Origin of the sequence: Pseudomonas sp. PSPC3-2 (genome assembly GCF_049897085.1) — a bacterium.
Taxonomy (GTDB): Bacteria; Pseudomonadota; Gammaproteobacteria; order Pseudomonadales; family Pseudomonadaceae; genus Aquipseudomonas; species Aquipseudomonas paraveronii.
This window is the reverse complement of sequence record NZ_JAFCVO010000010.1, coordinates 87,997-112,498: the sequence shown is the minus strand read 5'-3', so window position 1 is coordinate 112,498 and position 24,502 is coordinate 87,997. Positions and strand designations below refer to the sequence as shown.

The 24,502-nt window shown below is 58.9% G+C and carries 20 protein-coding genes and 1 pseudogene; 6 read left to right on the top strand and 15 right to left on the bottom strand.

Annotated elements, in window-relative coordinates; genetic code table 11:
* Positions 1-39: 39 nt before the first annotated feature.
* Together ACP7CJ_RS17955 and ACP7CJ_RS17950 are read right to left on the bottom strand one after the other, a co-directional pair.
* Positions 40-1,017 (bottom strand): saccharopine dehydrogenase family protein, encoded by a 978-nt coding sequence (locus tag ACP7CJ_RS17955; RefSeq protein WP_426100893.1) that lies wholly within the window; start codon positions 1,015-1,017, stop codon positions 40-42.
* Between the two features lie 15 nt (positions 1,018-1,032).
* Positions 1,033-1,776 (bottom strand): SDR family NAD(P)-dependent oxidoreductase, encoded by a 744-nt coding sequence (locus ACP7CJ_RS17950; protein WP_426100891.1) that lies wholly within the window; start codon positions 1,774-1,776, stop codon positions 1,033-1,035.
* A gap of 138 nt (positions 1,777-1,914) precedes the next feature.
* Here ACP7CJ_RS17950 and ACP7CJ_RS17945 point away from each other — a divergent pair, with 138 nt between their 5' ends.
* Together ACP7CJ_RS17945 and potE are read left to right on the top strand one after the other, a co-directional pair.
* A complete protein-coding gene (locus ACP7CJ_RS17945) occupies positions 1,915-2,799 on the top strand; it encodes an AraC family transcriptional regulator N-terminal domain-containing protein (protein WP_426100889.1) in 885 nt (294 codons plus the stop codon).
* Positions 2,800-2,869: 70 nt separating this feature from the next.
* Positions 2,870-4,198, top strand: coding sequence for a putrescine-ornithine antiporter (gene potE, locus ACP7CJ_RS17940; RefSeq protein WP_276197617.1), 1,329 nt, complete (start codon positions 2,870-2,872; stop codon positions 4,196-4,198).
* Positions 4,199-4,312: 114 nt separating this feature from the next.
* Here the strand turns inward: potE and ACP7CJ_RS17935 are convergent, their stop codons facing one another.
* Genes ACP7CJ_RS17935 through ACP7CJ_RS17910 form a run of 6 tightly spaced genes read right to left on the bottom strand, consistent with a single transcriptional unit; the run spans position 4,313 to position 10,237 of the window.
* On the bottom strand, positions 4,313-6,055 hold the full coding sequence (locus ACP7CJ_RS17935) for an ABC transporter substrate-binding protein (protein ID WP_247397799.1): 1,743 nt from the start codon (positions 6,053-6,055) through the stop codon (positions 4,313-4,315).
* Between the two features lie 33 nt (positions 6,056-6,088).
* Complete coding sequence (locus ACP7CJ_RS17930; protein ID WP_247397802.1) at positions 6,089-6,361, bottom strand: DUF2160 domain-containing protein; 273 nt, start codon at positions 6,359-6,361, stop codon at positions 6,089-6,091.
* A 10-nt stretch (positions 6,362-6,371) separates the two neighbouring features.
* A complete protein-coding gene (locus ACP7CJ_RS17925; RefSeq protein ID WP_276197616.1) occupies positions 6,372-7,172 on the bottom strand; it encodes a carbohydrate ABC transporter permease in 801 nt (266 codons plus the stop codon).
* 10 nt (positions 7,173-7,182) lie between these two features.
* A complete protein-coding gene (locus tag ACP7CJ_RS17920; RefSeq protein WP_247397808.1) occupies positions 7,183-8,049 on the bottom strand; it encodes a carbohydrate ABC transporter permease in 867 nt (288 codons plus the stop codon).
* Positions 8,046-9,143: an ABC transporter ATP-binding protein gene (locus ACP7CJ_RS17915; RefSeq protein ID WP_426100887.1), complete on the bottom strand. Its 1,098-nt coding sequence runs from the start codon at positions 9,141-9,143 to the stop codon at positions 8,046-8,048. The genes ACP7CJ_RS17920 and ACP7CJ_RS17915 overlap by 4 nt, the downstream gene beginning before the upstream one ends.
* Positions 9,143-10,237, bottom strand: coding sequence for an ABC transporter ATP-binding protein (locus ACP7CJ_RS17910; RefSeq protein ID WP_276197614.1), 1,095 nt, complete (start codon positions 10,235-10,237; stop codon positions 9,143-9,145). Before ACP7CJ_RS17910 ends, ACP7CJ_RS17915 begins: the two co-directional genes overlap by 1 nt.
* Positions 10,238-10,524: 287 nt before the next feature.
* On the opposite strand from ACP7CJ_RS17910, the gene ACP7CJ_RS17905 reads away from it, so the two are divergent.
* The gene (locus ACP7CJ_RS17905; protein ID WP_276197613.1) at positions 10,525-12,342 is read left to right on the top strand and encodes a sigma-54-dependent Fis family transcriptional regulator; all 1,818 of its coding nucleotides are present in this window, start codon (positions 10,525-10,527) and stop codon (positions 12,340-12,342) included.
* Between the two features lie 89 nt (positions 12,343-12,431).
* A complete protein-coding gene (locus tag ACP7CJ_RS17900; protein ID WP_276197612.1) occupies positions 12,432-12,761 on the top strand; it encodes a DUF7693 family protein in 330 nt (109 codons plus the stop codon).
* On the opposite strand, the gene ACP7CJ_RS17895 is transcribed toward ACP7CJ_RS17900, so the two are convergent.
* From ACP7CJ_RS17895 to ACP7CJ_RS17875, 5 genes are all read right to left on the bottom strand, one after another.
* On the bottom strand, positions 12,731-14,848 hold the full coding sequence (locus tag ACP7CJ_RS17895; protein WP_426100885.1) for a TonB-dependent receptor family protein: 2,118 nt from the start codon (positions 14,846-14,848) through the stop codon (positions 12,731-12,733). The genes ACP7CJ_RS17900 and ACP7CJ_RS17895 overlap by 31 nt on opposite strands.
* Positions 14,849-15,071: 223 nt before the next feature.
* Positions 15,072-15,341 carry a hypothetical protein gene (locus ACP7CJ_RS17890; RefSeq protein WP_247397819.1) on the bottom strand — a complete coding sequence of 90 codons (270 nt, stop codon included), beginning with the start codon at positions 15,339-15,341 and terminating at the stop codon, positions 15,072-15,074.
* Between the two features lie 116 nt (positions 15,342-15,457).
* Complete coding sequence (locus ACP7CJ_RS17885; protein ID WP_426100883.1) at positions 15,458-15,736, bottom strand: hypothetical protein; 279 nt, start codon at positions 15,734-15,736, stop codon at positions 15,458-15,460.
* 88 nt (positions 15,737-15,824) lie between these two features.
* Positions 15,825-16,538 carry a hypothetical protein gene (locus ACP7CJ_RS17880; protein ID WP_426101012.1) on the bottom strand — a complete coding sequence of 238 codons (714 nt, stop codon included), beginning with the start codon at positions 16,536-16,538 and terminating at the stop codon, positions 15,825-15,827.
* A gap of 1,332 nt (positions 16,539-17,870) precedes the next feature.
* Positions 17,871-19,196, bottom strand: a complete 1,326-nt coding sequence (locus tag ACP7CJ_RS17875; RefSeq protein WP_426100881.1) for an OprD family porin — start codon at positions 19,194-19,196, stop codon at positions 17,871-17,873.
* Positions 19,197-19,566: 370 nt separating this feature from the next.
* Here ACP7CJ_RS17875 and ACP7CJ_RS17870 point away from each other — a divergent pair, with 370 nt between their 5' ends.
* Complete coding sequence (locus ACP7CJ_RS17870; RefSeq protein ID WP_426100879.1) at positions 19,567-19,728, top strand: hypothetical protein; 162 nt, start codon at positions 19,567-19,569, stop codon at positions 19,726-19,728.
* 287 nt (positions 19,729-20,015) lie between these two features.
* Entirely contained in the window at positions 20,016-22,616 is a 2,601-nt protein-coding gene (locus ACP7CJ_RS17865; RefSeq protein WP_426100877.1) for a cation-translocating P-type ATPase, read from the top strand.
* A gap of 331 nt (positions 22,617-22,947) precedes the next feature.
* Here the strand turns inward: ACP7CJ_RS17865 and ACP7CJ_RS17860 are convergent, their stop codons facing one another.
* Together ACP7CJ_RS17860 and ACP7CJ_RS17855 are read right to left on the bottom strand one after the other, a co-directional pair.
* Entirely contained in the window at positions 22,948-23,130 is a 183-nt protein-coding gene (locus ACP7CJ_RS17860) for a hypothetical protein (RefSeq protein ID WP_346429966.1), read from the bottom strand.
* A gap of 1,006 nt (positions 23,131-24,136) precedes the next feature.
* Positions 24,137-24,352, bottom strand: a pseudogene (locus ACP7CJ_RS17855) (transposase); the annotation flags it as partial.
* Between the last annotated feature and the right edge of the window lie 150 nt (positions 24,353-24,502).

Sequence of the window (24,502 nt, the reverse complement as noted above, 5' to 3'; positions counted from 1 at the left end):
AAAACCACCACCGTCCAATCTGCGGCTCAGGCGCCGGGGCTATAAATCGATGATCCGCGTGCCTGCAATCGTCTGGGCAAAGCCAACGCCGAACAGGCCTGCCGGGGTTGCAAAACCTACACGCCGCTCGCCGCCGAGTACGCGACGTGCGGCTTCCACGGCGGCCAACGGCGTGTAGCTATAGCCATTGACGGTCTCGATCACGGAGCGCGCAACGCTGCCGTCGGCAGCGGTCACTTCGGCCACGGCGCGGGCGCGGTGGGCATCGCGTTGTGCCTGGCTAGGGCCGTCGGGCAGTTGTGACAGGTCACCGTCAGGGAAGGCCTCGCCAGTGATATGCACGAACATGGCGATATTGGCGACGCCCGTGGAGTGCCACGCGGTGACCAGGTCGCCAAACGAAAGCGGCGCGCACAGGACCGGACCGTCGCCGAAATCCAGCTGTTGCGGTGGCGCGTCCGGGGTGGCAACCAGGTGACCATCGATGCGCGCCAGGACGCCGGCGCCGATGATCTCGCCGACACTCATGGCCGAACCACGCGACATGGCGCCGGGCACCTGCAGCGCGATTCTCAGCGCATGGGGTTGCTGCACGCGGCGGGCGACGTGCATCGCCAGACTGTCAGTGGGAACCACGTCCCAGCCCACGCCAGGCAGCAGCATCACGCCGGCCTCACGGGCGTCAACACCGAGTTGCTCGGCCAGCCGGTACACATTGATCTCGGCGGTGATGTCGAGGTAATCGGTACCGCTGGCGATACAGGCGCGCATCAATGGCTGGGCGGTGTGTACGAACGGCCCGGCGAAATTGAGCAGGACGTCGATGCCCGTGAGGCTGGCGGCGGCATGCTCATCCGCGCTGAACACACGGTAGGCAACGTCCAACTGTGCGGCGAGAGCTGCCAGGGCCGTTGCGTTGCGGCCCGCAATCACCAGGTCGAGCCCGAGTGCCTTGGCGTGCTCGGCCGCCATGCGCCCGGTGTAGCCGGTGGCGCCGTAGATCATCAACGTTTTCATAAGGTGTACTTCCAATCAGATGAGGTAACCGCCCGCGACTTCAATCGTCTGGGCATTGATCCAGCGGCCTTCCTCAGACAGCAGCATCGCAATCACGCGCGCCACGTCTTCCGGCTCGCCGACCCGACCCAGGGCAGTTTGCCCGGCCAGCAGTGCTTCGAATTCATCGTTCAAGCCACCGCCCAGTTCGGTGCGAATGGCGCCAGGGGACACCGCGTTGGCGCGGATACGCCGCGCGCCGAACTCCTTGGCCATGTAGCGGGTGAGCACATCCAGGCCGCCCTTGAACGCGGCATACGGTGCGACGCCGGCAGTGGCGACACGGGTGGTAGCGCTGGTGAGGTTGACGATGCCGGCATGCTCTTCCAGCAGCGGCAGCAAGGTTTGGGTGAGGAAGAACGGGCCCTTGAGATGCACATTGAACAGGCCGTCGAACTGCGCCTCGGTCACCGACTCAAGGGGGTTGAACAGACCGTAGCCAGCGTTGTTGACCAGCCCGCTCAAGCTGTTCACGCCCCACGTGGCGCTCAGGGCCAGTGTCACTGTGTCGCGAAAGGCCGCGAAAGCACTCACATCGGCGACGTCCAGTTGCAGCGCGAGCGCCTTACCGCCGACGGCTTCGATGCGCTGCACCACCGCCTGTGCCGCGTCGGTGTTACGGTTGTAAGTGAGGATCACGCCGTGGCCCTGGCGGGCACACCATTCGGCGGTACTGGCACCGATTCCACGGCTGCCTCCGGTAATCACGATGACGCTCATGGCCTGCTCCACTGTCGAAAAGTTAAGTGACCACAATAGCGATCGCCCTACCCTGGGACGCTGCCGTTCCTACTCCAATCCTGCCTGTTTCTGCTTTTCCCTTGCGCAAGGTTCATCAGTGGGATCAGCATGGCTCTCATGAATAATCAATTGATCGAACTGCGCGCCTTGGCCGCCAAGGCGGAAAACCGTCGCACCGAGACTGGCATCCCGCGCGTGGCGATGGTCCAGGGCGCGATTCCGGAGCATATGCTCGCGGCCGTGTACGACCCGATGATCAACCTGATCCTCCAGGGCAGTAAGTGCATGACCGTGGGCGACCGCACCTTGCATTACGACCCGGCGACGTATTTTGTGATGTCCATCGAGTTGCCCGCCGTGGGGGTGGTCAACCCGGCGAGTACCGGTGAGCCGTACCTGGCGGTCAGCCTGACCCTGGACCCGACGGTGCTCAGCACCTTGCTCAATGACCTGCCGGCGCCCAGCGGCCGCGGCGAGCAGGAAGCCGGGTTTTCCGTGGCGGCGGTGACGCCTTCATTGATGGACGCTTGGGTACGCATGCTGCGCCTGATGGGCGATCCGGTGGCGATTGCAGCCCTGGCGCCAGCCTACGAGCGGGAAATCCTCTACCACGTGCTGCAAGGCCCGCACGGTTGGATGCTGCGGGAAATCGCCGCGCCGGACACCGCCATGGCGCGGGTCAGCCAGGCGATCCAGTGGATCCGCCGCGACTTTGCCGAACCGATCCGGGTAGACGCGCTGGCTTCGCTGGCGGCGATGAGTGCTTCGGCGTTTCATCGGCACTTCAAGGCGGTGACCAACCTGAGCCCGTTGCAGTATCAGAAACGCGTGCGCCTGCTGCACGCGCGCACATTGATGGTGGCCAGTGCGAGCAGCGTGACCCAGGCCGCGTTCGAGGTGGGGTATGAAAGCCCGACCCAATTCAGCCGGGACTACGCACGGGTGTTCGGCTTGCCACCGGCACGCGATACGGCGCGGATTCTCAGCGCGACTAAAGGATAGAGCGGCTAAAACCGTCGTCTGACGGCCTCAGCACAGGCTCGGGTTTTGCATTGATCACAAGGAGTTTCGGATGACCACACCCAGCAAGAAGATGAGCCTGTTGGGCCTGACCACCCTGGTAGCGATTAACATGATGGGCTCGGGGATCATCATGTTGCCGGCCAGCATGGCGCAACTGGGTGCGATTTCGCTGCTGTCGTGGGTCGTCACCGCGCTCGGTTCAATGGCGATTGCCTACGGCTTCGCCCAATGCGGGATGTTCTGTACCCGCACCGGCGGGATGTCGGCGTATACCGAGGAGGCCCACGGCAAGTCGGGGTTTTTCCTGTGTTCGTTTCTGTATTTTCTGTCGCTGATCATCGCCAATGTGGCGATTGCAATTTCGGCGGTGGGCTATTTGTCATCGTTTATTCCGTGGCTGGGTAGCGGGCCGGTGCCGTTGTTGGTCGGCAGCCTGGCGCTGATCTGGCTGACCACCGTGGCCAACTTCGGCGGCCCGCGCATCACTGGGCGCATCGGTGTGGTGACGGTATGGGGCGTGATCATTCCAGTGGCGGGGCTCTGTGTGATCGGTTGGTTCTATTTCAAGCCCGAGGTGTTCACGGCCGCCTGGAACCCACACCAACTGCACCTGTGGGACGCCGTCAGTGCGAGTATTCCTCTGACCCTGTGGGCCTTTCTTGGCATGGAGTCGGCCGCCCAGGGCTACGATGCGGTGGAGAACCCCAACCGCACCGTGCCCCTGGCCTGCCTGCTCGGCACGCTTGGGGTGGCCGTGGTGTATGTGCTGTCGACCTCGGTGATCCAGGGCATCGTGCCCAATGCCGAACTGGCCGCGTCCTCGGCACCGTTTGCGCTGGTTTACGCGCAGATGTTCAACCCCGGGGTCGGCCAGCTGATCATGGCGCTGGCGGTGCTAGCCTGTATCGGTTCGTTGCTGGGCTGGCAATTCACCCTGGCGCAAACGGCCAAGATGTCGGCGGACCAGCGCCTGTTTCCGCGCTTTTTCAGCCGCGTCAGCGCCGCGAATGCGCCAGTGCTGGGGTTGCTGGCCTGTGCCACGCTGCAAAGCCTGATTGCCTTGTCGACCATCTCGCCCACTGCCAGCGCGCAGTTCAGCAAACTGGTGAACCTGGCGGTGGTGACTAACCTGTTGCCTTATGTGACCGCCCTCACCGGCTTGCTGGTGATGATGTATAAGGCGCACGCCAGCGCGACGGTGCAGGCGCGCAATACGCTGGTGGTGCTGGTGGCCGTGGGGTATTCGCTGTATGCGATTTATGCCTGCGGTGAAGACGCGGTGTTTGGCGCGATGCTGGTGCTGGCGTTCGGGTATCTGTTGTATGGCTTTCTGGCCAAGCGGTTTGTCGGGGAACAGGTCTATCCCCCTGACAGATGAAGATCAAAATGTGGGAGGGGGCTTGCCCCCGATAGCGATGGTTCAGTCAATGCATGTATCGACTGGCGCCGCAATCGGGGGCAAGACCCCTCCCACATTTTCTACCGAGTGCGTTTATTTACGCGCCGCCTCCCACTGTTTGAGCAGGTCGCCGTAGGCCACGGTTTCGCCTTTGGGTTTCTCGTTGGCCAGTTTCGGCTTCGGCGCGCCCGGCTGGTCGAACCAGTATTGGGCGTCGCGTTCCGGGTTCATTTTCGGCCCGCACACCGGTTGCACTTTGGAACGCTCCAGGCGCGCCATGATCGCGTCTTGCTCCTTGGCCAGATTGTCGAGCGCCTGTTGCGGGGTTTTCTCGCCACTGGCGGCCGCTGCGATGTTGCTCCACCACAGTTGCGCCAGGCGTGGATAGTCGGGCACGTTGGTGCCGGTCGGGGTCCACTCCACCCGGGCCGGGCTGCGGTAGAACTCCACCAGGCCACCGAGTTTCGGCGCCAGGTCGGTCATGGCTTGGGAGTTGATGTCGGACTCACGAATCGGCGTCAGGCCAACGATGGTTTTCTTCAGCGACACGGTTTTCGAGGTGACGAACTGCGCGTACAGCCAGGCCGCGAGTTTCTGCTTCTCAGGCGTCGATTTGAGGAAGGTCCAGGAACCCACGTCCTGATACCCCTTCTTCATGCCCTTTTCCCAATACGGCCCGACGGGCGATGGCGCCATGCGCCATTTCGGCGTGCCGTCGGCGTTTACCACAGGCAGGCCCGGTTTGGTCATGTCGGCGGTAAACGCGGTGTACCAGAAGATCTGCTGGGCGATATTGCCCTGGGACGGCACCGGGCCGGACTCGGAGAAGGTCATGCCCGCCGCTTCCGGTGGCGCATAGGCTTTCATCCAGTCCACGTATTTCTGCGTGGCAAACACGGCGGCCGGGCCGTTGGTGTCGCCGCCACGGGTCACGCTGGAGCCCACCGGGTGGCAGTCCTCCACGCGAATGCCCCACTCATCCACCGGCAAACCGTTGGGCAAACCCTTGTCGCCACCGCCGGCCATGGAGAACCAGGCATCGGTGAAGCGCCAGCCCAGGGACGGGTCTTTCTTGCCGTAGTCCATATGCCCATAGATGCGCTTGCCGTCGATTTCCTTGACGTCTTCGCTGAAGAATTTGGCGATGTCTTCGTAGGCCGACCAGTTCACCGGCACGCCGAGGTCATAGCCGTACTTCTCCTTGAACTTGGCTTTCAGCTCGGGACGTTCGAACCAGTCGGCGCGGAACCAGTACAGGTTGGCGAATTGCTGGTCGGGCAACTGGTAGATCTTGCCGTCCGGCGCGGTGGTGAAGGAGATCCCGATGAAGTCCTTGATGTCCAGGGTCGGCGAGGTGAAGTCCTTGCCTTCGTTGGCCATCAGGTCGGTGATGGATTCGGTCTTGCCGTAGCGAAAGTGCGTACCGATCAAGTCGGAATCGTTGACCCAACCGTCATAGATGTTCTTGTCGGACTGCATTTGGGTCTGCAGTTTCTCCACCACGTCGCCTTCCTGCAGCAGGTCGTGGGTCAGCTTGATGCCGGTGATTTCACTGAAGGCCTTGGCCAGTACCTTGGATTCGTACTCATGGGTGGTGAGGGTTTCCGACACCACGTTGATCTTCATCCCACGGAACGGTTCGGCGGCCTTGATAAACCACTTGAGTTCCTCGAGCTGCTGGTCGGCCGTGAGGGTCGACGGTTTGAACTCGCTGCCGATCCATTTTTTCGCCGCCTCTTCATACGCATCGGCCCAGGCCGTGGCGCTCAAACCACTGAGGGCCAGTACGGCGGCCAATGAAATGCTATGTCGCAGCTTATTGTTTTTATCGAACATAGAGACCTCCTGGTTGTTTATTCATACGGAGCGCTAGCCCCAACGCATCACAGACAACAGCCACACCACAGACAGCGCGGACGCCACCCAGATGCTCCAGTCGGTTACGCCGATCACCAGCAGGTGCAGGTAGGCGCTTCCGAGAAGACCGATAAACAAACGATCACCACGGGTGGTGCTGATCGGCAAAAAACCGCGCCGAGGGATACTCGGCGAGCGCAGTTCCCAGGTGGTCATGCCCGCCAGAATCAGGGCGATACCGCCAAAGAACAGCGCGGTCGGGGTGGTCCAGGCCATCCATTCCATCATCGACTCCTCAGACCCGGCCCAGGGCAAAGCCCTTGGCCACGTGGTTGCGCACAAACCAGATCACCAGCATGCCGGGCAGGATGGTCAATACCCCCGCCGCTGCCAGCACGCCCCAATCGATCCCCGACGCCGAGACGGTGCGGGTCATCACCGCCGCGATGGGCTTGGCGTTGACCGAGGTCAGCGTGCGCGCCAGCAGCAGTTCGACCCAGGAAAACATGAAGCAGAAAAACGCCGTCACGCCGATGCCGGAGCCAATCAACGGGATAAAAATCTTCACAAAGAACTTGGGAAAGGAGTAGCCGTCGATGTAGGCCGTTTCGTCGATTTCCTTGGGCACGCCAGACATGAAGCCTTCGAGAATCCACACCGCCAATGGCACGTTGAACAGGCAATGCGCCAAGGCCACCGCGATATGCGTGTCGAACAGGCCGATCGACGAATACAGCTGGAAAAACGGCAGCAGAAACACCGCCGGTGGCGCCATACGGTTGGTCAGCAGCCAGAAGAACAGGTGCTTGTCGCCCAGGAAGCGATAGCGCGAGAACGCATAGGCCGCCGGCAGCGCCACGCTCAGGGAGATCACGGTGTTCAGGCTCACGTAGTACAGCGAGTTCAGATAACCGGTGTACCAACTCGGGTCGGTGAAGATCACCTTGTAGTTGGCCAGGGTAAAATGCTGCGGAAACAGCGTGAGCCCGCCGAGGATTTCGGTGTTGCTTTTGAAGGACATGTTCAGCAGCCAGTAGATCGGCACCAGCAGGAACAGCATGTAGATCAGCAGCGGTATGAGTTTGCGCTTGCTCATGTTGGCGGCCTCAGCGGTTGGCGTCGGAATGGGTCATGGCGGTGTAGAACAGCCAGGACACCAACAGGATGATCAGGAAGTACACCAGGGAAAACGCTGCGGCCGGGCCCAGGTCGAATTGGCCGACAGCCATCTGGGTCAGCGTCTGACTGAGGAACGTGGTGGCGTTACCCGGCCCGCCGCCGGTCAGTACGAAGGGCTCGGTGTAGATCATGAAACTGTCCATGAAGCGCAGCATCACCGCGATCAGCAGCACGCTTTTCAGCTTCGGCAACTGGATGTGTCGGAAAACCGCCCACGCCGACGCCCGATCGATACGCGCTGCCTGGTAGTACACGTCCGGAATGGCGCGCAGCCCCGAGAAGCACAGCAGCGCCACCAGGGACGTCCAGTGCCAGACGTCCATCACCAGCACCGTGACCCAGGCGTCCATGGTGTTGGCCGCATAGTTGTAGCTGATGCCCATGGCATTGAGGGTGGAGCCGAGCAGGCCAATATCGGCGCGGCCGAAGATCTGCCAGATGGTGCCCACCACGTTCCACGGAATCAGCAGCGGAATGGCGAGGATGATCAGCACCAGCGATGACCAGCGCCCCTTGGTCGGCATGGTCAGGGCGATGGCGATGCCCAGCGGGATTTCGATCAGCAGCACGCACGCCGAGTAGATGAACTGGCGCAACAACGAGTCGTGCAGACGCGGGTCGAGCAACACCTGCTTGTACCAGTCGGCGCCGACGAAATAGCGACTGGACTGGTCGAAAATGTCCTGCACCGAGTAGTTGACTACCGTCATCATCGGGATCACCGCACTGAATGCCACCAGCAGGAACACCGGCAACACCAGCCACCAGGCCTTGTTGTTCTGCACCTTGTTCATGGCAGCACCTCCAGCAGGTAATCGTCGGCGTAGAGCATCAACCACTGCGTGGGGAAGCTGATGGAGGCGCGCCCCTCGGGCACCGGTTTGTCTTCGGCCAGGCGCACTTTCAGCGGTGCGCCGTCGAGGTTGAGGGTCAGGATCTTGTAGGTGCCGAGGTCCTCCACATAAACGACGTCGGCCTGGAGGGCGTCGGAATTTGGCTCATCCCACACGTGAATGAATTCCGGGCGGATGCCCACCTGCAAGGTCGTGTAGTGCGTATCGGTAATGCGTTGCTGCAACGCGGCGGACATGGGCAGATGGGTGCCGGCAAAGCGCACGCCGCCCGCCTCGGCCTGCACTTTGATCAGATTCATCCCCGGGCTGCCGATGAAATAGCCGACAAACGTATGGCTCGGCCGCTCGAACAACTCGCGTGGCGTGCCGAACTGCACGATCTGCCCGCCGTACATCACCGCGATCTTGTCGGCGAAGGTCGAGGCTTCCAGTTGATCGTGGGTCACGTAGACCATGGTGATATTGAACTGCTCGTGGATCTGCTTGAGCTTGCGCCGCAGTTTCCATTTGAGGTGCGGGTCGATCACCGTCAGCGGCTCATCGAACAGGATCGCCGAGACATCGTCGCGCACCAGACCACGGCCCATGGAAACTTTCTGTTTTTCGTCGGCGGTGAGGTTGCGCGCCTTTTTGCCCAGCAGGCTTTGCAGGTCGAGGACTTCGGCGATTTCCTGCACTTTGCTGTGAATTTTCGCCTCGGCCATGCCCTGGTTACGTAACGGGAAAGCCAGGTTGTCGAACACCGTCATGGTGTCGTACACCACCGGGAACTGGAACACCTGGGCGATGTTGCGTTTTTCCGGGGTCAGCTCGTTGACCACTTTATGGTCGAACAGCACCTGCCCTTCGGACGGGCTGAGCAGGCCGGAGATGATATTGAGCAGGGTCGACTTGCCACAGCCCGAAGGCCCGAGCAAGGCGTAGGCACCGCCCTGCTCCCACACATGGTTCATTTCCCGAATGGCGTAGTCTTCAGGACCAGTCGGCGTAGGGCTGTAGCTGTGCGCCAAGTTCTGCAAATGGATCTCGGCCATCAGGCAACCCTCGCTACACGGCGTCCGGGCGCCTGGACCAAACGGCCCTGGCTGTCGAACACAAACAGTTTATGGGTGGGGATGTACACGCGGATCGGCGCGTCGACGTCGTACTCATGCACCCCCGGCAAGTGCAGCACCAGCAGGAAATGCTCGCTGCGTACATGCAGGAAGGTTTCCGAGCCACTGATCTCGGCAACTTCCACGGTCACCGCCAGTTCGAGGTCGTCGTCGTTGCTGGGCACCAGGGCGATATGGCTGGGGCGCACACCAAAGCGGAACTCGCCCTCGCCGATGGGTCGCAGGTCGACGTTGAGCGGGAAATGAATGAAATTGGCGAAGCTCACTTCGTTGCCGCTGATGCGTCCCGGCATCAGGTTGATCGGCGGTTCGGAAAACAACTCGGCGGCCAATACGGTTTGCGGCTGGTGGTAGACCTCGGCCGCCTTGCCGCTCTGGATCACCCGGCCTTCGTGGAGGATGGTGGTGGTGCCGCCGAGCGCCAGCGCTTCGTTGGGCTCGGTGGTGGCGTAGATGGCAATGGTGTGGCGGGCCTTGAACAGCTCGCGCATTTCCTGACGCAGTTCTTCGCGCAGTTTGTAGTCCAGGTTCACCAACGGCTCATCGAACAGGATCAGTTCGGCATCCTTCACCAACGCGCGGGCCATCGCCGTGCGTTGCTGCTGGCCGCCGGACAGTTCCAGCGGGTGACGCTTGAGGAATTTCTCGATGCGCAGCATCTTCGCGGTTTCGAGCACCTTGCTCTGGATCAGCTCGTTGGACACACCGGCCTGGCGCAACGGCGAGGCGATGTTCTCGAACACGGTCATGGTCGGGTAGTTGATGAACTGTTGATACACCATCGACACGTTGCGCAGGCGCACCGGTTTATGCGTGACATCCACGCCGTTCATCAGGATGCGGCCGCTGTCGGGCTTGTCCAGGCCGGCCATCAGGCGCATCAGGCTGGTCTTGCCGGACAGGGTGCGACCGAGCAGCACGTTGAAAGAGCCGGCCTCGAAACGCAGGTTGGCATCGTCGATCCAGGTCTGGCCTTCGATGACGCGGGAGACATGTTCCAGGGTCAATGACATGACACGCCCTTTTTTATTATTGGAATGAATCTGGCCAGTCGTCAGAGCGAGTTTCATGCCAACTGCGGCAGGTGCTTGATCCACAAGCAAATGCCCTGAAAGAGATGTTCGGGAGTGAACAAAAATGAACAATGCTGACTGAACAACTGAACACTCGCCGGGTTGACAATGAACAGTTCTGAACAACACTGTTTTAACCCGATTTACTGAACACCGCCCCTCCGACATTGACTTGGTTACATCCGTTAGATTGTGCAAGACCCCAAAACAATAAAAAGAAGGTCTCCATGGCCGAACCGCTGACTCACGACACCCTCATCCAGGACTCCTGGCGCCGCTGCCGCGCGTTCGGCCTGGACCATCTGAGCCCACCCAGCTTTGACCAACTGCCCGCCGAGGGCATTAGCCAATTGCTGGAGAGCCAGCATTCCTTGGTGCAGACCACCCACCAGGAAGTATTGCCTTACTACGAGAACATCCTGAGCAACTCCAACTGTCTGATCATGCTGGCCGACAACCAGGGCCAGGTGTTGACGTCGTGGGGCACCCAACGCTTCATCGAACCCAAGTTGGCCCGTGGTTTCAGCGCCGGCGCCAGTTGGATGGAGCGCTCCAGTGGCACCAATGCCATCGGCACAGCGTTGGCCTGCGCCCAGGCGGTGCATATCGAACACGATGAGCACTTCCTCAAGGCCAACCGCTTCATGACCGGCTCGGCGGCGCCGATCTTCGACGCCCAGCGCGAAATCATCGCGGTGCTGGACGTGTCCAGCGACAGCTACCTGCCGCCCTCCCACACCCTGGGCATGGTCAAGATGATGAGCCAGACCGTGGAAAACCGGCTGATCCTCAACCTGTTTCGCGGCGAGCATTTCCAACTGACCTTCAACACCGGGCTGAACAACCTCGACAGTCAATGGGCGGGCCTGCTGATCTTTGATGAAAGCGGCCAGGTGTTGTCGGCCAATCGGCGCGCCGACAATTTGCTGGGCATCAGCCTGTCGCGGGTGATGATCGACCGTTTGTTCAAGGTGTCGATGCTGGAGTTACTGAATCAGCCGCAGGGTTTGCCGTTTTCCTTGCAGGCGGCAGGCCGCAATCGCTTCCAGTGTTTATTGAAGCGGCCCAAGCAGATGCCGGTACACGCGCGCGTTTTCAGCCAACCGGCGCCGCCTAAAGCCGCATCGATCAGCCTCAACACCCTGCATTTCGGCGATGTGCGCGTGGAAAAGGCCGTGCGCCAGGCCGAACGCCTGCTGGAAAAGGACATTCCGCTGCTGATCCACGGTGAAACCGGCGTGGGCAAAGAGGTGTTCGTCAAAGCCCTGCACCAGGCCAGTTCGCGCAGCCAACAGGCGTTTATCGCGGTGAACTGTGCGGCGATTCCCGCTGAACTGGTGGAATCGGAACTGTTCGGCTACGAAAAAGGCGCGTTTACCGGTGCAAATCAAAAAGGCAGCATCGGCCTGATCCGCAAGGCCGACAAGGGCACACTGTTTCTCGACGAGATCGGCGATATGCCACTGCCGACCCAGGCCCGCTTGCTGCGGGTCTTGCAGGAGCGCTGCGTGCAACCGGTGGGCAGCAGCGAACTGTTCCCGGTGGATTTGCGCATCATTTCCGCCACCAACCATGTACTCCGCGAGCAGGTGCAGGCCGGGCGCTTTCGCGAGGATTTGTACTACCGCATTGGCGGATTGACCCTGGAGCTGCCGCCACTGCGCGAGCGCACTGACAAGCAGGCGCTATTCCAACACCTGTGGCAGCAACACCGCGAACCGACCCAATGGGCCGGGCTGAGCGCCGAGGTGCTGGCGTTGTTCGAGCAGCACCCGTGGCCGGGCAATTTGCGCCAGGTCAGCAGTGTGTTGCAGGTGGCGTTGGCCATGGCCGAGGGGCAGGCGATCCGTCCGGAGCATCTGCCGGATGATTTCTTCGTGGATCTGAACGTGACGGCGCCGCTGCCCGCCAGCGCGTCTCTGGATGACAGCGTCGATCTGACGCTGCGCTTGAAAGCGGCGGGCGGGAATATTTCCCACCTTGCGCGGGAACTCGGAGTGAGCCGCAACACGCTGTACAAGCGCCTGCGCCAAGGCAATGACTGAACAAACGTGATTGAGACAGGGCCCCCTCGGACTTGAAACCGTCCCATCCACACGCGACACTTCTGCGCCCCATCACGAGGACATTGCCGATGACCGCAAGCGCCGCCACCGTTTCTGCACGGGAGGCTTATCAAGTGCTCAAGGATATGGCCCTGGAAACGCGGGTCATCAGCGCCTGCGCGGCAGTGGATGACACGGTGAGCGTGGAAATCGACGGCTGGCAGGTAGTGCTGCTGATCCAAGGCGCGGTGCTGGTGGGCTGCCAGCACTGCCGCTCACCCGACGGGCGGAATGGGTCATTGGACAGTTGGCAACGCTACGGCACCAATCCGGTGGCATTGATGAGTATGTGGGAGCAGGCGCAAGTCGAGCGCCTGTTGTCGGTGTCTCAACGCCAGCTCCACGACACGCCGGTGTAAATGCCCCGACCATCCCCAGGCGTGGAGCGGGCGGCGTCCAGGCCGTTATCGTTGTAACCGGGCGTGACTGTGTTGGCGTAGCGGCGGTTGGTCAGGTTGCGCAGGTCGACCCAGGCTTGCCAGTCCTGCTGCGGGGCGTCGTAGCCGAAGGTCGCGCCGAGTAAGGTATAGGCCGTCGCGTAGTAGGAATTGGCGTAGTCCACCGCCACACGCGAGGAGTGCTCGGTGTTGAGGCTGGTGTAGAAGCCGGTCGGATGGCTATAGCGCAGTTGCGCCTGGTAGTAGTGCTTGGGAATGCCCGGCAAGGTGTTGTCGCCAAAGCGCTCATCGTCGCGGTAGTGGAAGTCGCTGAAGGTGTAGGCCTGGCGCAGGGCGAGCTTACCGCTGCGGCCGCCGTCCCACAGCGGGCTGAGCAGGCTCAGTTCGACGCCTTGGTGAACCGTGGGGCTGGCGTTGGATTCGGCGACGATCGCATTGCTGGTAGGGGTCTGGGCCTGGGTTTCGACGGTGAGCAACTCGTGGCGCACTTCGGAGCGGTACAGCGCCAGGTCCCATTGGCCGAACCACGCATCACCCCGACCACCGACTTCCAGCGTGGTGGCGGTCTGGTTTTTCAAGCTCACGCCTTCGCGTTGCAGTCCGGTCGCCGGGCCGCTGCCTGGCCCGAAGTATTTGTTGGAGCCCCAGATCATCGACCAGGCATGCGGCGGTTCGACCGATCGGCTCAGGTTGCCGTACACCTGCAATTGTGGGGTGAAGTCATAGCGCAGGCCGATACGCGGCGCGTAGTCCCAGTCATGTTGACTGAGCGGCGCCTGGCCATCGGGATAGGTCACCTGGGTTTCGCGGCGGGTGTAGATCGCGGCCAGGCCGGTGGTCAGCCACAGGTCCGGGACCAGTTCCAGGTCGTTGCCGATGTGCAGCACGGTGTCGGAGCCCAGGTAGCTGTAGTCGCGGGTCTTGGTGCCAGGGGCGTAGCCTGCGGTATTGCCGACAGGAATGCGCACGTATTCCGACGCGCCGTTGTTCGGCATCGCCTGGGTGGTGCGCAAGCCGATCGTGGTTTTGCTGTCGTGGCCGAACAGCGTGTCCTGGCGAATGTAGTTCAGCGTGCCGCTGATATCGGTGTAGGCGACTTTCAGGCGATTGGTGCCTTCGCGCAGGTCCATCGGGTAGTCGTGATAGGCCAGGCCAACTTCGATCCGGGAATTGTCGTCGAGCTGCAACGTGGTCTTGTTGGCGAGCCAGGTGGAGCCCGGTTGCAGGCGTTTTGAGTCGCGGGCGGCGTTGAGGCTGTTGGCGGCACGCGGATCGTGGCTGATCTGGTAGCGCGTGAGCTTGCCCGGCGTATCGTTGGTGGTTTCGCGGTAGCGCACGTAGAAACGCGTCTCCAGCGCCGGGTTGAAGCGGTAGCCGAAGTTGGCCGCGACACCCTTGCCGGTGCCGGCGCTCTGCTGCTGATAGCCGTCGGATTCGGAATCGGTGAGGCTGATGTAGTAGTCGGCGTCGCCCAGTACCTGGCCCGAACTGATCTCGCGCTGGGCATAGCCACGGCTGCCCGCTTCATAGCGCACTTGCAACTTGGGCGCGTCGTAGCCGGTGTGGGTCACGTAATTGACCGCCCCACCCAGGGCCAGCGCGCCCTGGTCAAAACCGTTGGCGCCGCGCAGCACCTCGACGCGGCTTTGCCACAAGGGGTCCTTGAGTTCATAAGGCGTACCGCCGGGGCCTGTGAGCGGCAAGCCGTCGAGCATCTCGTACAACCCGGAAGCATGGGCGCCGGTGCTGCGATTCAGGCCCGAGCCACGAATCGAGAGCTTTACCCCTTCATTATTCGCCGCCTTGGCGTACACCCCGGCCTGGTACTTGAACACGTCCTCGTTGGTGCTCACCCGTCCCTGTTGCACGCTGCCCATGTCAATGTAATTGGTACCGCCGGGCACGCTCTTGAGCTGCGCCTGCGCCACTTCACCCGCGCTGGCTTCACGGGTGGTGACTTCGATCGGCGCCAATTGCAGGTCTTCGGCCTGCACAAGGGAGCTGAGGGTCAGGGCGGCAAAAAGCAGCGGAGGTTGGCGCAGCAGCATGGGGCGGGTCCTTGGAATGCGGGAGCGTGAAGGCCAGGCCAGGCACGCGAACTGTGATGGGAAGACAGGGATGCTCGCCAGGTCACGCTTTATTAACGAACCGGAGCCTTCCTACAACAGCATCGGACCCTGCCTGTTTTTAAACGCCATGGGATTGGGGAGTCGCGACCAGCCGAAAGGAAATAAGCACTCCAATCATTGCAAAAGAAGCCCTGGCGGCTCCCTAGTCAGCGGCGGGCTCCAACGCCCGCATGAAATCATCCGCCTCCGAGCCCGCCGGGAACCGGAAGCCGTACATTTCATCGGTGGCCAGAATCGCGCTGAGGGCGTCGCGAAACTGGGCTTCGGTCGGCGACTCCTGCAGCAGTTTGTGCGCCTGTAACAACAGGTCGGCAGAGACACCTTGAACACTTGCGGCGTCAATCACCGCAAACAGGATAAATCGCAGACGAATTTCGCGATCCGTGGGCCAAACCGTTTTTCGCTTACCCAAGGTAGGGCCTCATATTTAAGAAAAGTCCGAGGCTATTGCCGACGGGTGGGCGTTTCAAGCAGTGCAGTGCAGTGCAAGATAGGGCACTTCCTACAGAGGAAACGGAAACTCCGCACTCAACCGCCCTGTCGACGCTGCCGAGTGGCTTGCCAGCACATCAGCGAGCCGGCCGTCACCAGCACGGCGCCCTGCCAGAATTGCGCGGTGAGGTGAGCCCCCAACCACAGCGCGGCGAATGCCGAGGCCAACACCGGCCCCAGTGTGGAGATCAACGCCGCGCCACCCAACGGGCCGAAGCGTTCACTGACACTGCGGATCAATCCAGCGGCAGTGCTCCACAGGAGAATCGCCACCAAACCGCATGCTGTGGCGGCACGCTCGCTGTTGATCTGCATGGTTACCCCTGACACCCGAAGAAATTTGGCGGTGATGCTACCAGCGATCCACGCGGGCCTGGGGGTTCAAACCGGGCAACGTCAACGCTCACTGCACCGGCAGGAAATTCATCAGCAACAGGCTTTGCGCATAATTGACGCCCATACGTCGGTAGCGCTCATCGAGCATCTGGGTCAGCAGGTCGAGACGCGCGACGATCTTGCCGAACTCGACGGCGAAACTGAGGTTACTGCCCTCTTCCGAGATCTCGTTGGAAAACAGCAGCAGCACGCCGTTGGCGTCCTGACGCTGGCTGAGCAGCCAGGTGGCCTTTTCGATATTGCGCGCAGCGTTGCTGACGAATTGCGGGTCGATCGAGTCAGAGATATAGAACTGGGTGCGCCCGCCATGCGCGGTCACCAGCATGCTGCCAATCGCATAGATAAACGCCCCGACCCGATCGCCACGAAACTCTGGGCTCAAGGAATAGCTCAGGGCCGCCAGATCACGTCGGTCCCCCAGGGCAGGCAGCGGTTGGCGGTTCTCGATGGCCTGACGGATTTCCCGCGAAGCACTCACTGCGTCCGGATAACCCGACTGCCGCCACTGGTTGGGGTTACGCAGGTACAGCTTATTCATCAGCAGATACAGGCTTTGCAGGTTATCGCGCATGCCCAGGGTGGCCATGCGATCGACACTGGTCTGGAAGAACTCATCAGGTTTGCCATCGCTGAACTGCCTGGCGATATCCCGCCCCTGTTGCTGGCTGCAAGCGGTGGTGCAGAGCATGAACACGACAACCAGCCAAAGCGGGCGGCTCATCCATCGGGGGATAAAAGGCGGGAACGTATGCTTCATCTGCACCAGGTCTAGTTCTTATGTCCACACGCAGTATGGGTGTGGCTGGGACAGAGATAGATCCGAAAAATCCGAAAAAGTGCGGGATTAGGCAACAGAAAGCCCTGAATTTCATGAGAAGTGCCCAGCGCATGTTAGTGCGTATCGCGACCCGCAGGATTACCCAATCAAAACCTGATACCGAGCGGTTTATTCATAACTACAAAAGACAGGCCTTTAAATATTTAAGCCCCTGCAAACCCCGCAAATTTAAATACCGTTTCCTGCAAGGCACCTGCTGTCCCGGTTCAAACGGGAAACGAGGGCGCTGAACGCCGGCTCGACGACCGAAGTGACACCGAAACCACTCAAATCAATAGAAACGAGATTGAATACAATTAACAAAAACATAAAATTGATGAGCATGCTGCCTGCCAGATCGTTACACCCCTGACGTATCGGCTCTAAACTGAGAAAGATACTCAGCTATTCCGAACGAGGTGCTCGATCATGGCGTTCTGTTTTGGTCTATTCTCGCCGCATCACCGTTACAAAAATTACGTTTTGATCGATAACAGCGGTTGCTGTATAGGATTCAAGACGTGCGCTCGACATCCTGGCGGAAAATGGGTTGAAACTGAAGAGATAAGCCTAGCCTGGCTAAACAAACCATTTATCAACAGGTGCCCACCTCCCCCTTCAAGCCCCCATCCAAAGGCATAGAACAAAAGACATTCGCACTCAAAAGCAGACTGCTTTTGTTTCACCATGCCTCTTTGCATACATACTTATAAACACGCAGCTCACTCACATCAATATCACAATATTTTCACACTTCACACGGTTCAAAACCAATCAACTTCCTTAAGCATGGGAAGCACTCTCAATTATTTTAATTGCATTGCTTTCACATCAACTATCAAACAACGGTACCGATAGTATTAACTCAATTTACAGCTGCTTAAGGAAATCAACATGACATCTGCAATCAACGGCTCAACTCAAGCCAATTTACCTCAAGCGATAGTCACTCCGCGCCAAGCGCCCCCCGCTCCGATGGTAGACAGTGATGGCGATACTGACGGTAGCAGACCAGGCGAAGTGGAACAGACCAAGGCGACCTCAGGGTCGGTCGGTACACGAATCAACACAACCGCGTAACAATCCGCAGGTTTAGGCTCCAAAAACGGGGGCCTAAACCTCGTAGTGCAGACCCAGACATAGAGCGCTTTATACAAATAAAACGGCCAGCTTCAGCAGGGCTGAAACTGGCCGTCATAGCATTGTGTCCTTCGGGCTTGGCCGATAGTCGTCCGATTAGAAAATCGAGATTGGGTAATCCACGATCAAACGGGTTTCGTTGTAATCCCCTTCCGCCTGATCGGCGTTACCGCGGTGCCAGGCTTGACGCACTCGCATCGACAAGTCTTTGACTGGGCCGGTCTGCACCACGTACTTGGCTTCAAAGTTGGTTTCGTGGTGCTTACCGTCAGCGCCATAACCATAGGCTTGGTAGGCACTGCCGACCGGCATGTGCGTGCCGTCGATATTGTCACCGTTCAAGTAGCGCGTCATAAAGCTCAGCCCCGGCACGCCGTAAGCCGCCATGTTCAGGTCGTAACGGGCCTGCCAGGACCTTTCGCCTGGGCCGTTAAAGTCAGAGTATTGAACCGAGTTGGCCAGGAAGATGGAGTCGGCCAAATCACCCGACTTGTTATTACCCACGGCCACATAGTCAAACGGGGTATCGCCGTGAACTTTTTGGAACGCCAGTGTGACAGTGTGAGCACTCAAGAAAGAGTACGCCGCGGCCAACGACCAAGTGGTGTTGTCGATGGTACCGGCTTTGGACTGGCCGGAATCGAGGGTGCGGTAGATATTGAAGTCCAGGTTGAGTGACTGATCGGCAGTGAACGGGATAGTGTAGTTGGCATTACCGTAGTATTGATGCCAGACGTCTTTGAGGTCCGACGCAAACACGCTCATGGACAGGTTATCGGTCAGCGTGTATTTACCGCCGAGGTAGTCAATGCTCTTGGCCGGCACGTTTGCATAACCGGCATACAGTTCATGGCTATTGTTGGTCGTGGTCGGACCGTTACTACTGGTGAAGTGTCCGGCGTCGAGGTTCAATCCTTCAATTTCGCTGCTCAACAAGTTGAAGCCAGTCGCTGTTTGAGGCGTGGCGCGAGTACCCGCCGTGGCCAGGACGGGGTTGTTGGGCTGCAAGTTGCCATAATGCAGTTCAGTCTTGGAAACGCGGGCCTTGATCGACGCACCTGCGCTGCTGAAATCATTCTCCGGCCGGCCGTTGCTGTCGACCGGCAAGTTGCCAGAGCCTGCATTGCCTTTGCCACCATCCAGCTTCACGCCCCAGTATCCGTAAGCATCCACACCAAAGCCGACGGTGCCTTGGGTGAAGCCGGAGGTGAAGTTGCCTTGCATCACCTGCAACCAGTCCTGTTTGTCGCCCGCCGAATTCTTACCGTCACGATCAAAATAAAAGTTGCGAAGTAGGAGGTTCAAACTACTGCCATCAACAAACCCCTTAGCCGTCGCTTGGTCATCCACGCCGGCGGCTGAGGCTAGTTGACTCACACCCAGCGAGACCGTCAGCGCCACCAAATTCCACTTAAAAGACATTGTTCGTTCCCCTGTTTTTAATAGAGCTGCCTCGTCTCTCGGTGCACAGTCAGCAGGGTGCCCCCTGAAGTCAGGCCGTCAAAGCGAACAGTTATAAGTCGATGGCAGATGAGAAAAATTCTAAGTCGCAACGCATTGACTGCGCAGCGCGAGGCACCGTTTTATAACGGTTTAGTTTTTGTACAGGGCAGCCCCTAAGGGGGAGAACTTATAACACCTCCCCGCCGAAAGAATGATCTCGTTTCCCGTGAAAGTAATTTTCCATTTCTGTAACAATTCAGGCTTATACAAGAAAGGCGAACGCGTGAAATGAGTTAGACATCCATGTTTCTCATATATCTAAAGTCCACAACATAATGCGTTCAAAGCAATGCAACCCATTGATTTCTTTAAATTCCCCATCAAGCTCAAGCGCTATAGCGGCAAGGGTGAAGTCATGTCTGAGGAAATAAAACCGATCCAGGCAACCCCAGTCGTACTCGATGAAAACGGCATACTCTGGCACCCGGACCTGCCATCACTCAAAAAATGAAGACGAAGAAGTGAGTGCCGAAATCTATACGCGGCAGCCGATCGCGTCGGATTCACGTCTAACTAAGCAACGTTGTGCTAGCGTACCTGGAGGATGAATTACATGATGGTCTTAGACGCACGCATCGAGGTCGATACGACTATAAGCCTCGAGGCAGGACATCACATCGCTATAGAGCCTGCCTGCAAGTATCGCAGCGGCGTGGGGGTACGGAACCTGATGACACACACTGTCCCATTGCACCCTCTTGATATGGATCGTGATCAACCACTCATAAAGGTCGCTCTGTGAATACTGAGCTACCTCATTCAGGTTCGCCGCTGCTTAAGGGTTTGTGCGAGGAAGAGGTGCAGCGACGTCTGACGCAGGACGGGCCGAACGAACTCCCCGCGTCCCGCCGACGCAGCGCCCTGCGCCTGATATGCGACGTGGCCTTCGAGCCGATGTTCCTCCTGCTGGTCGCGTGCGGCGCTTTGTATATGGTGTTGGGCGATGTCCAGGAAGCCCTCATGTTGCTGGGCTTCGTCTTCGTTGTGATGAGCATCAGCTTTATCCAACAGCGGCGCAGTGAACGCTCCTTGAATGCGTTGCGGGACCTCTCCAGCCCCAGGGCTCAAGTGCTAAGGGGAGGTAAGGAGTGCAGCGTTCCCGCGCGGGACTTGGTCGTTGGCGATGTTGTAATGCTGGCTGAAGGCGATCGCGTACCCGCTGACCTGCTACTGACAACTTGCGCCAACCTATCAATTGATGAGTCCTTGCTGACCGGAGAATCCGTGCCCGTCAGCAAACTGGTCGCCCCGCAGTCTCATACACTCGGTGATCCAGCGCCGCCACCAATAGATGTGGCGCTTGCACAGGCGTTTTCAGGCACATTGGTCACATGCGGTACCGCCCAGGGACGTGTCACAGCCACAGGCGAGCGCAGTGCGCTGGGCCGGATTGGCCAGTCACTGGCAAACATTGAGGTGGAACCCACCCCGACGCAACAGGAAACGCGTCGTGTGGTCAAGCGGGTCGCTCTCATGGGCCTGGTGCTGGCGGCGGCGCTCGCTATCGCTTTCGGGCTGCTGCGCGGTGACTGGCTGCATGGGATGCTTGCTGGCCTGACGCTGGCGATGGCGATTCTACCGGAAGAGTTACCGGTTGTACTGACGCTCTTTCTAGGCCTCGGCGCCTGGCGACTCGCCCGTGAGAAAGTGTTAGCGCGCAGCATTCCTGCTGTCGAACTGCTCGGTGCTACCACCGTCTTATGCGTCGACAAAACAGGTACGCTGACGGCTAACAGAATGACGGTCAGGCGCCTTTGGTCCGAGGAGGCCGTGTATGAAGTCGCTGGGGACGGTACTCACGTCGGCACGCCTTTGCAGGAGGCACTCCACGGCGTGCTTGAGTACGCGGTTCTCGCTAGCCACCGCCATGCTTTCGATCCGATGGAGTCGGCCATCGGCGAGACCGGGCAGAGCCTGTTGGCGCTCACCGAGCACCTTCACGCTGACTGGACCCTGATCGAAGACTATCCCTTGTCGCCCCAGATGCTCGCAATGTCGCGGGTCTGGCAATCGCCGAATCAACGAGAGCGACTCATTGCCGCAAAGGGTGCGCCCGAGGCAATCGTCGATTTGTGCCATCTGGATCCCGCCCGCAGCGCGCTCATTGCGGCTCAGGTCCTGGCAATGGCAGCAGACGGGCTTCGCGTTCTTGGCGTCGCACAAGCGACCTTCGCCGCCGAGGTGCTACCCGGTTTACAGCACGACTTCGACTTCAGGTTTCTAGGGTTGGTCGGGCTCGAAGATCCGATTCGCCCAGATGTGCCGCAGGCTATTGCCGAGTGCCGGGCCGCAGGCATCCGCGTGGTGATGATGACTGGCGACCACCCGGCCACAGCGATTTCGGTCGCCAGGCAGGCCGGTCTGGGCACCGATGCCCCTGTGATCACTGGAACCGAACTGTCCTCCCTGAACGATTCGGAGCTGGACAAACGGCTTGGCACGACGCAGATCTTCTGCCGCGTTCAGCCAGACCAGAAACTGCGCCTGGTACGCGCTTTCCGTGCGCATGGCGATGTAGTTGCCATGACCGGCGACGGCGTCAACGACGCACCTGCACTGAAGGCAGCCGATATTGGCGTTGCGATGGGTGCGCGTGGCACCGAGGTAGCACGCGAAGCCGCCGCACTGGTTTTACTCAATGATGATTTCGAGTCGTTGCTGACCGCAGTGCGCTATGGCCGCCGCATCTTCGCCAACTTGCGCAAAGCGATCGTATTTGTGGTGGCCGTACACGTGCCGATTGTCGGCCTATCCATGCTTCCAGTGCTTTTCGGCTGGCCGATGGTGCTGATGCCGGCGCACATTCTATTCTTGCAACTGATCATCGACCCTGCCTGCTCGGTCGTGTTCGAGGCCGAACCGCTTGAGCCAGATGCGATGAAGGCGCCTCCACGTCGACAGGACCAACGGTTATTCGACAGCGCGGTGATGACGCGTGGTATCTGCCAGGGCATTGGCTTACTGATACTGCTTCTAGCGACGTATGCGGGTATCAGGTTCTTTGCGCCGGTAGCGTCTGACCGAGATGAGCTTGCCAGAACACTAACCTTCGTCGTACTGGCGCTGGCCAACCTCGCCCTGATCCATACAAATAAGTCATGGCGCCGCACGCGCTGGATGGGGCATGGCGCGTTTGGTGCCCAACTGAGCTGGATCGCTTTCGCAACGTTGGCCATGTTGGCGCTAGCGCTCTTTTTTCCGCCTGTTACCCAGCTGTTCTCCTTCGTGACACCCGCGCCAGTATTGATACTCTTCGCGTTTGGCATCGTCGCCCTTAGCTTGATGTGGTTCGAGGTGGTGAAATGGGTAATAAACATGAGGAGCGAGCATAGTGGCTGAACTATGCTCGTTGGCGCTGACCGAAAACCTTTGGTACTAATTCTTGAGTTCGCCAGAGGCCGCACATCAGGCAGTCGTTGATCTGGGCATTAATGTCGGTACCGTCTGCGAGGATCTTAAAAGTCGGTTTCAAAATGAATCGTATCCGTCCGGTCAAGTTATCTAGCGCACTTTGCAAAACCAAGACATGGTGTTCGCTTAAGTGGTAGCCAGCCAATCAGATGAGAAATCGATGTATGCATGGGGCTGAAACGATAGCCTCCAGTCTCGCGCCACGATCTGGCGCATTCGAAAACGTGGCGCGGATTAGACGAAATCGCGACCTATAACGCTATAGGCCGCCACGGACACTCAAGGAATCAGTCATCCCGATCATCACGATCTCGGCCGTGATTACGATCATACCCGCGATCATCGTATCGGCGATCGTACCCACGGCCTCGACCTTGATCATTGTCGTAGCCCTGGTCGTATCTCCGCCCATGATCATCCCCTCTGTAACGATCATGCCCATACCTTCCTCCGTCGTCCCAGATAGGCACGCAACCACTAAGCAGAATAAGACCAGAAATGGCCAAAAGTGTTACTGCTGCGCGCTTCATCTTGAACGTCCTAATTGCTTGTGGGGGTTAATTTTTTGACTGCAAATTAGCCCAATGATTCAGCGGTGCCCCCGAATAAACATCAGCCCTTCGCCGACCTAACCAGCTACAAACACCGTGCCCAACAGCGCAAGTGGCTGAAGAACCGTAACTGGGTATTCGGCCTCTGGTGGGCAGCATGTTTGGCCGCATGAAGTTGGATATGGGCAACCCAACGATCGTCGACCAGAACCCGCTGCAGGCGCGACCGGCTTGGACGCCTGATTTTTCCAGAGTGAACTGAAATGCGCCCCCGAAACACAGAGAACAGGGACTTACCGCCGGGAATGGCACGATGCAAACGTCCGCGCAAGAACGGTAAGCCGACTCGTTAATAGCCTCAAGCCAAGACCTTGATCATCAACCTGCCGCAGCGACAGTAGAGCTATCCGCCAATAGAAAACTATAAACAAACTAGCAAATGCTCACGAAATCATCACAAACTTTTCACCACTCACTTGAAAACCAAAGCAACAAAAAACTTAAGCTCAAGAAACTCTCTCAGTTATTTTTATTCATGGGACTTTTAATTAGACCGCTTAACACATTGAAATAACATGCCGATAGTATTAACTCAAACCACCGTTTCTTAAGGGGATTCACATGACATCGGCAATCACTGGTTCGACACAGATCATCCAACCTCAACACGCAGCTATCAAACCCCAAGTCCGGCCAGCCGTGTCGGCAGACAGCGACGGCGATCATGACGGTAGCACTGCAAGCAAAGTCGAACAGCCCAAAGCAACCTCAGGATCGATAGGTACACGAGTCAACACGACCGCGTAACTGTCAGAAGACCTAGGAGGAGCAACAAACCCCCTCTGCGTCTTTGAAGGTTTTCCATTTGGCCCGTGCGCGGGCCCTTTTTTTGGTTCTTCACGGATTACCGGGAAAGACGCTCTTGATCTTCATGAAAAAGAATTCGCTATCCCGGTAACCATACGCCATACGTTTGATCACCTTTATTCGATTGTTTATTCCTTCCAACTGACCAGCGTGCATTGGCCAGCGAACCCGACTGACGATGCCTCGCCAGTAACCCTTTAGTCTTTTGGCAAACTGCATCAGGGCAGGTATCTCGCTTTCATGGGCGTGACGCTAGGAGTAGCGTAACCGCAGTCCATCGCAGTCCCATAATTAGATTCTTTTTTTGACTATTTGTTGTAACAAGCAAACCAAAATAAAATGTAGGAAAATCGCTATTTTACCCCCTGAAATCTAATCGTTCTGACATAAGCTTGG

What these genes read in the sequence shown, in the direction of transcription:
- ACP7CJ_RS17955 (WP_426100893.1), bottom strand. Translation starts at nt 1,017, where the DNA reads ATGAAAACGTTGATGATCTACGGCGCCACCGGCTACACCGGGCGCATG.
- ACP7CJ_RS17950 (WP_426100891.1), bottom strand. Translation starts at nt 1,776, where the DNA reads ATGAGCGTCATCGTGATTACCGGAGGCAGCCGTGGAATCGGTGCCAGT.
- ACP7CJ_RS17945 (WP_426100889.1), top strand. Translation starts at nt 1,915, where the DNA reads ATGAATAATCAATTGATCGAACTGCGCGCCTTGGCCGCCAAGGCGGAA.
- potE (WP_276197617.1), top strand. Translation starts at nt 2,870, where the DNA reads ATGACCACACCCAGCAAGAAGATGAGCCTGTTGGGCCTGACCACCCTG.
- ACP7CJ_RS17935 (WP_247397799.1), bottom strand. Translation starts at nt 6,055, where the DNA reads ATGTTCGATAAAAACAATAAGCTGCGACATAGCATTTCATTGGCCGCC.
- ACP7CJ_RS17930 (WP_247397802.1), bottom strand. Translation starts at nt 6,361, where the DNA reads ATGGAATGGATGGCCTGGACCACCCCGACCGCGCTGTTCTTTGGCGGT.
- ACP7CJ_RS17925 (WP_276197616.1), bottom strand. Translation starts at nt 7,172, where the DNA reads ATGAGCAAGCGCAAACTCATACCGCTGCTGATCTACATGCTGTTCCTG.
- ACP7CJ_RS17920 (WP_247397808.1), bottom strand. Translation starts at nt 8,049, where the DNA reads ATGAACAAGGTGCAGAACAACAAGGCCTGGTGGCTGGTGTTGCCGGTG.
- ACP7CJ_RS17915 (WP_426100887.1), bottom strand. Translation starts at nt 9,143, where the DNA reads ATGGCCGAGATCCATTTGCAGAACTTGGCGCACAGCTACAGCCCTACG.
- ACP7CJ_RS17910 (WP_276197614.1), bottom strand. Translation starts at nt 10,237, where the DNA reads ATGTCATTGACCCTGGAACATGTCTCCCGCGTCATCGAAGGCCAGACC.
- ACP7CJ_RS17905 (WP_276197613.1), top strand. Translation starts at nt 10,525, where the DNA reads ATGGCCGAACCGCTGACTCACGACACCCTCATCCAGGACTCCTGGCGC.
- ACP7CJ_RS17900 (WP_276197612.1), top strand. Translation starts at nt 12,432, where the DNA reads ATGACCGCAAGCGCCGCCACCGTTTCTGCACGGGAGGCTTATCAAGTG.
- ACP7CJ_RS17895 (WP_426100885.1), bottom strand. Translation starts at nt 14,848, where the DNA reads ATGCTGCTGCGCCAACCTCCGCTGCTTTTTGCCGCCCTGACCCTCAGC.
- ACP7CJ_RS17885 (WP_426100883.1), bottom strand. Translation starts at nt 15,736, where the DNA reads ATGCAGATCAACAGCGAGCGTGCCGCCACAGCATGCGGTTTGGTGGCG.
- ACP7CJ_RS17880 (WP_426101012.1), bottom strand. Translation starts at nt 16,538, where the DNA reads ATGAGCCGCCCGCTTTGGCTGGTTGTCGTGTTCATGCTCTGCACCACC.
- ACP7CJ_RS17875 (WP_426100881.1), bottom strand. Translation starts at nt 19,196, where the DNA reads ATGTCTTTTAAGTGGAATTTGGTGGCGCTGACGGTCTCGCTGGGTGTG.
- ACP7CJ_RS17870 (WP_426100879.1), top strand. Translation starts at nt 19,567, where the DNA reads ATGCAACCCATTGATTTCTTTAAATTCCCCATCAAGCTCAAGCGCTAT.
- ACP7CJ_RS17860 (WP_346429966.1), bottom strand. Translation starts at nt 23,130, where the DNA reads ATGGGCATGATCGTTACAGAGGGGATGATCATGGGCGGAGATACGACC.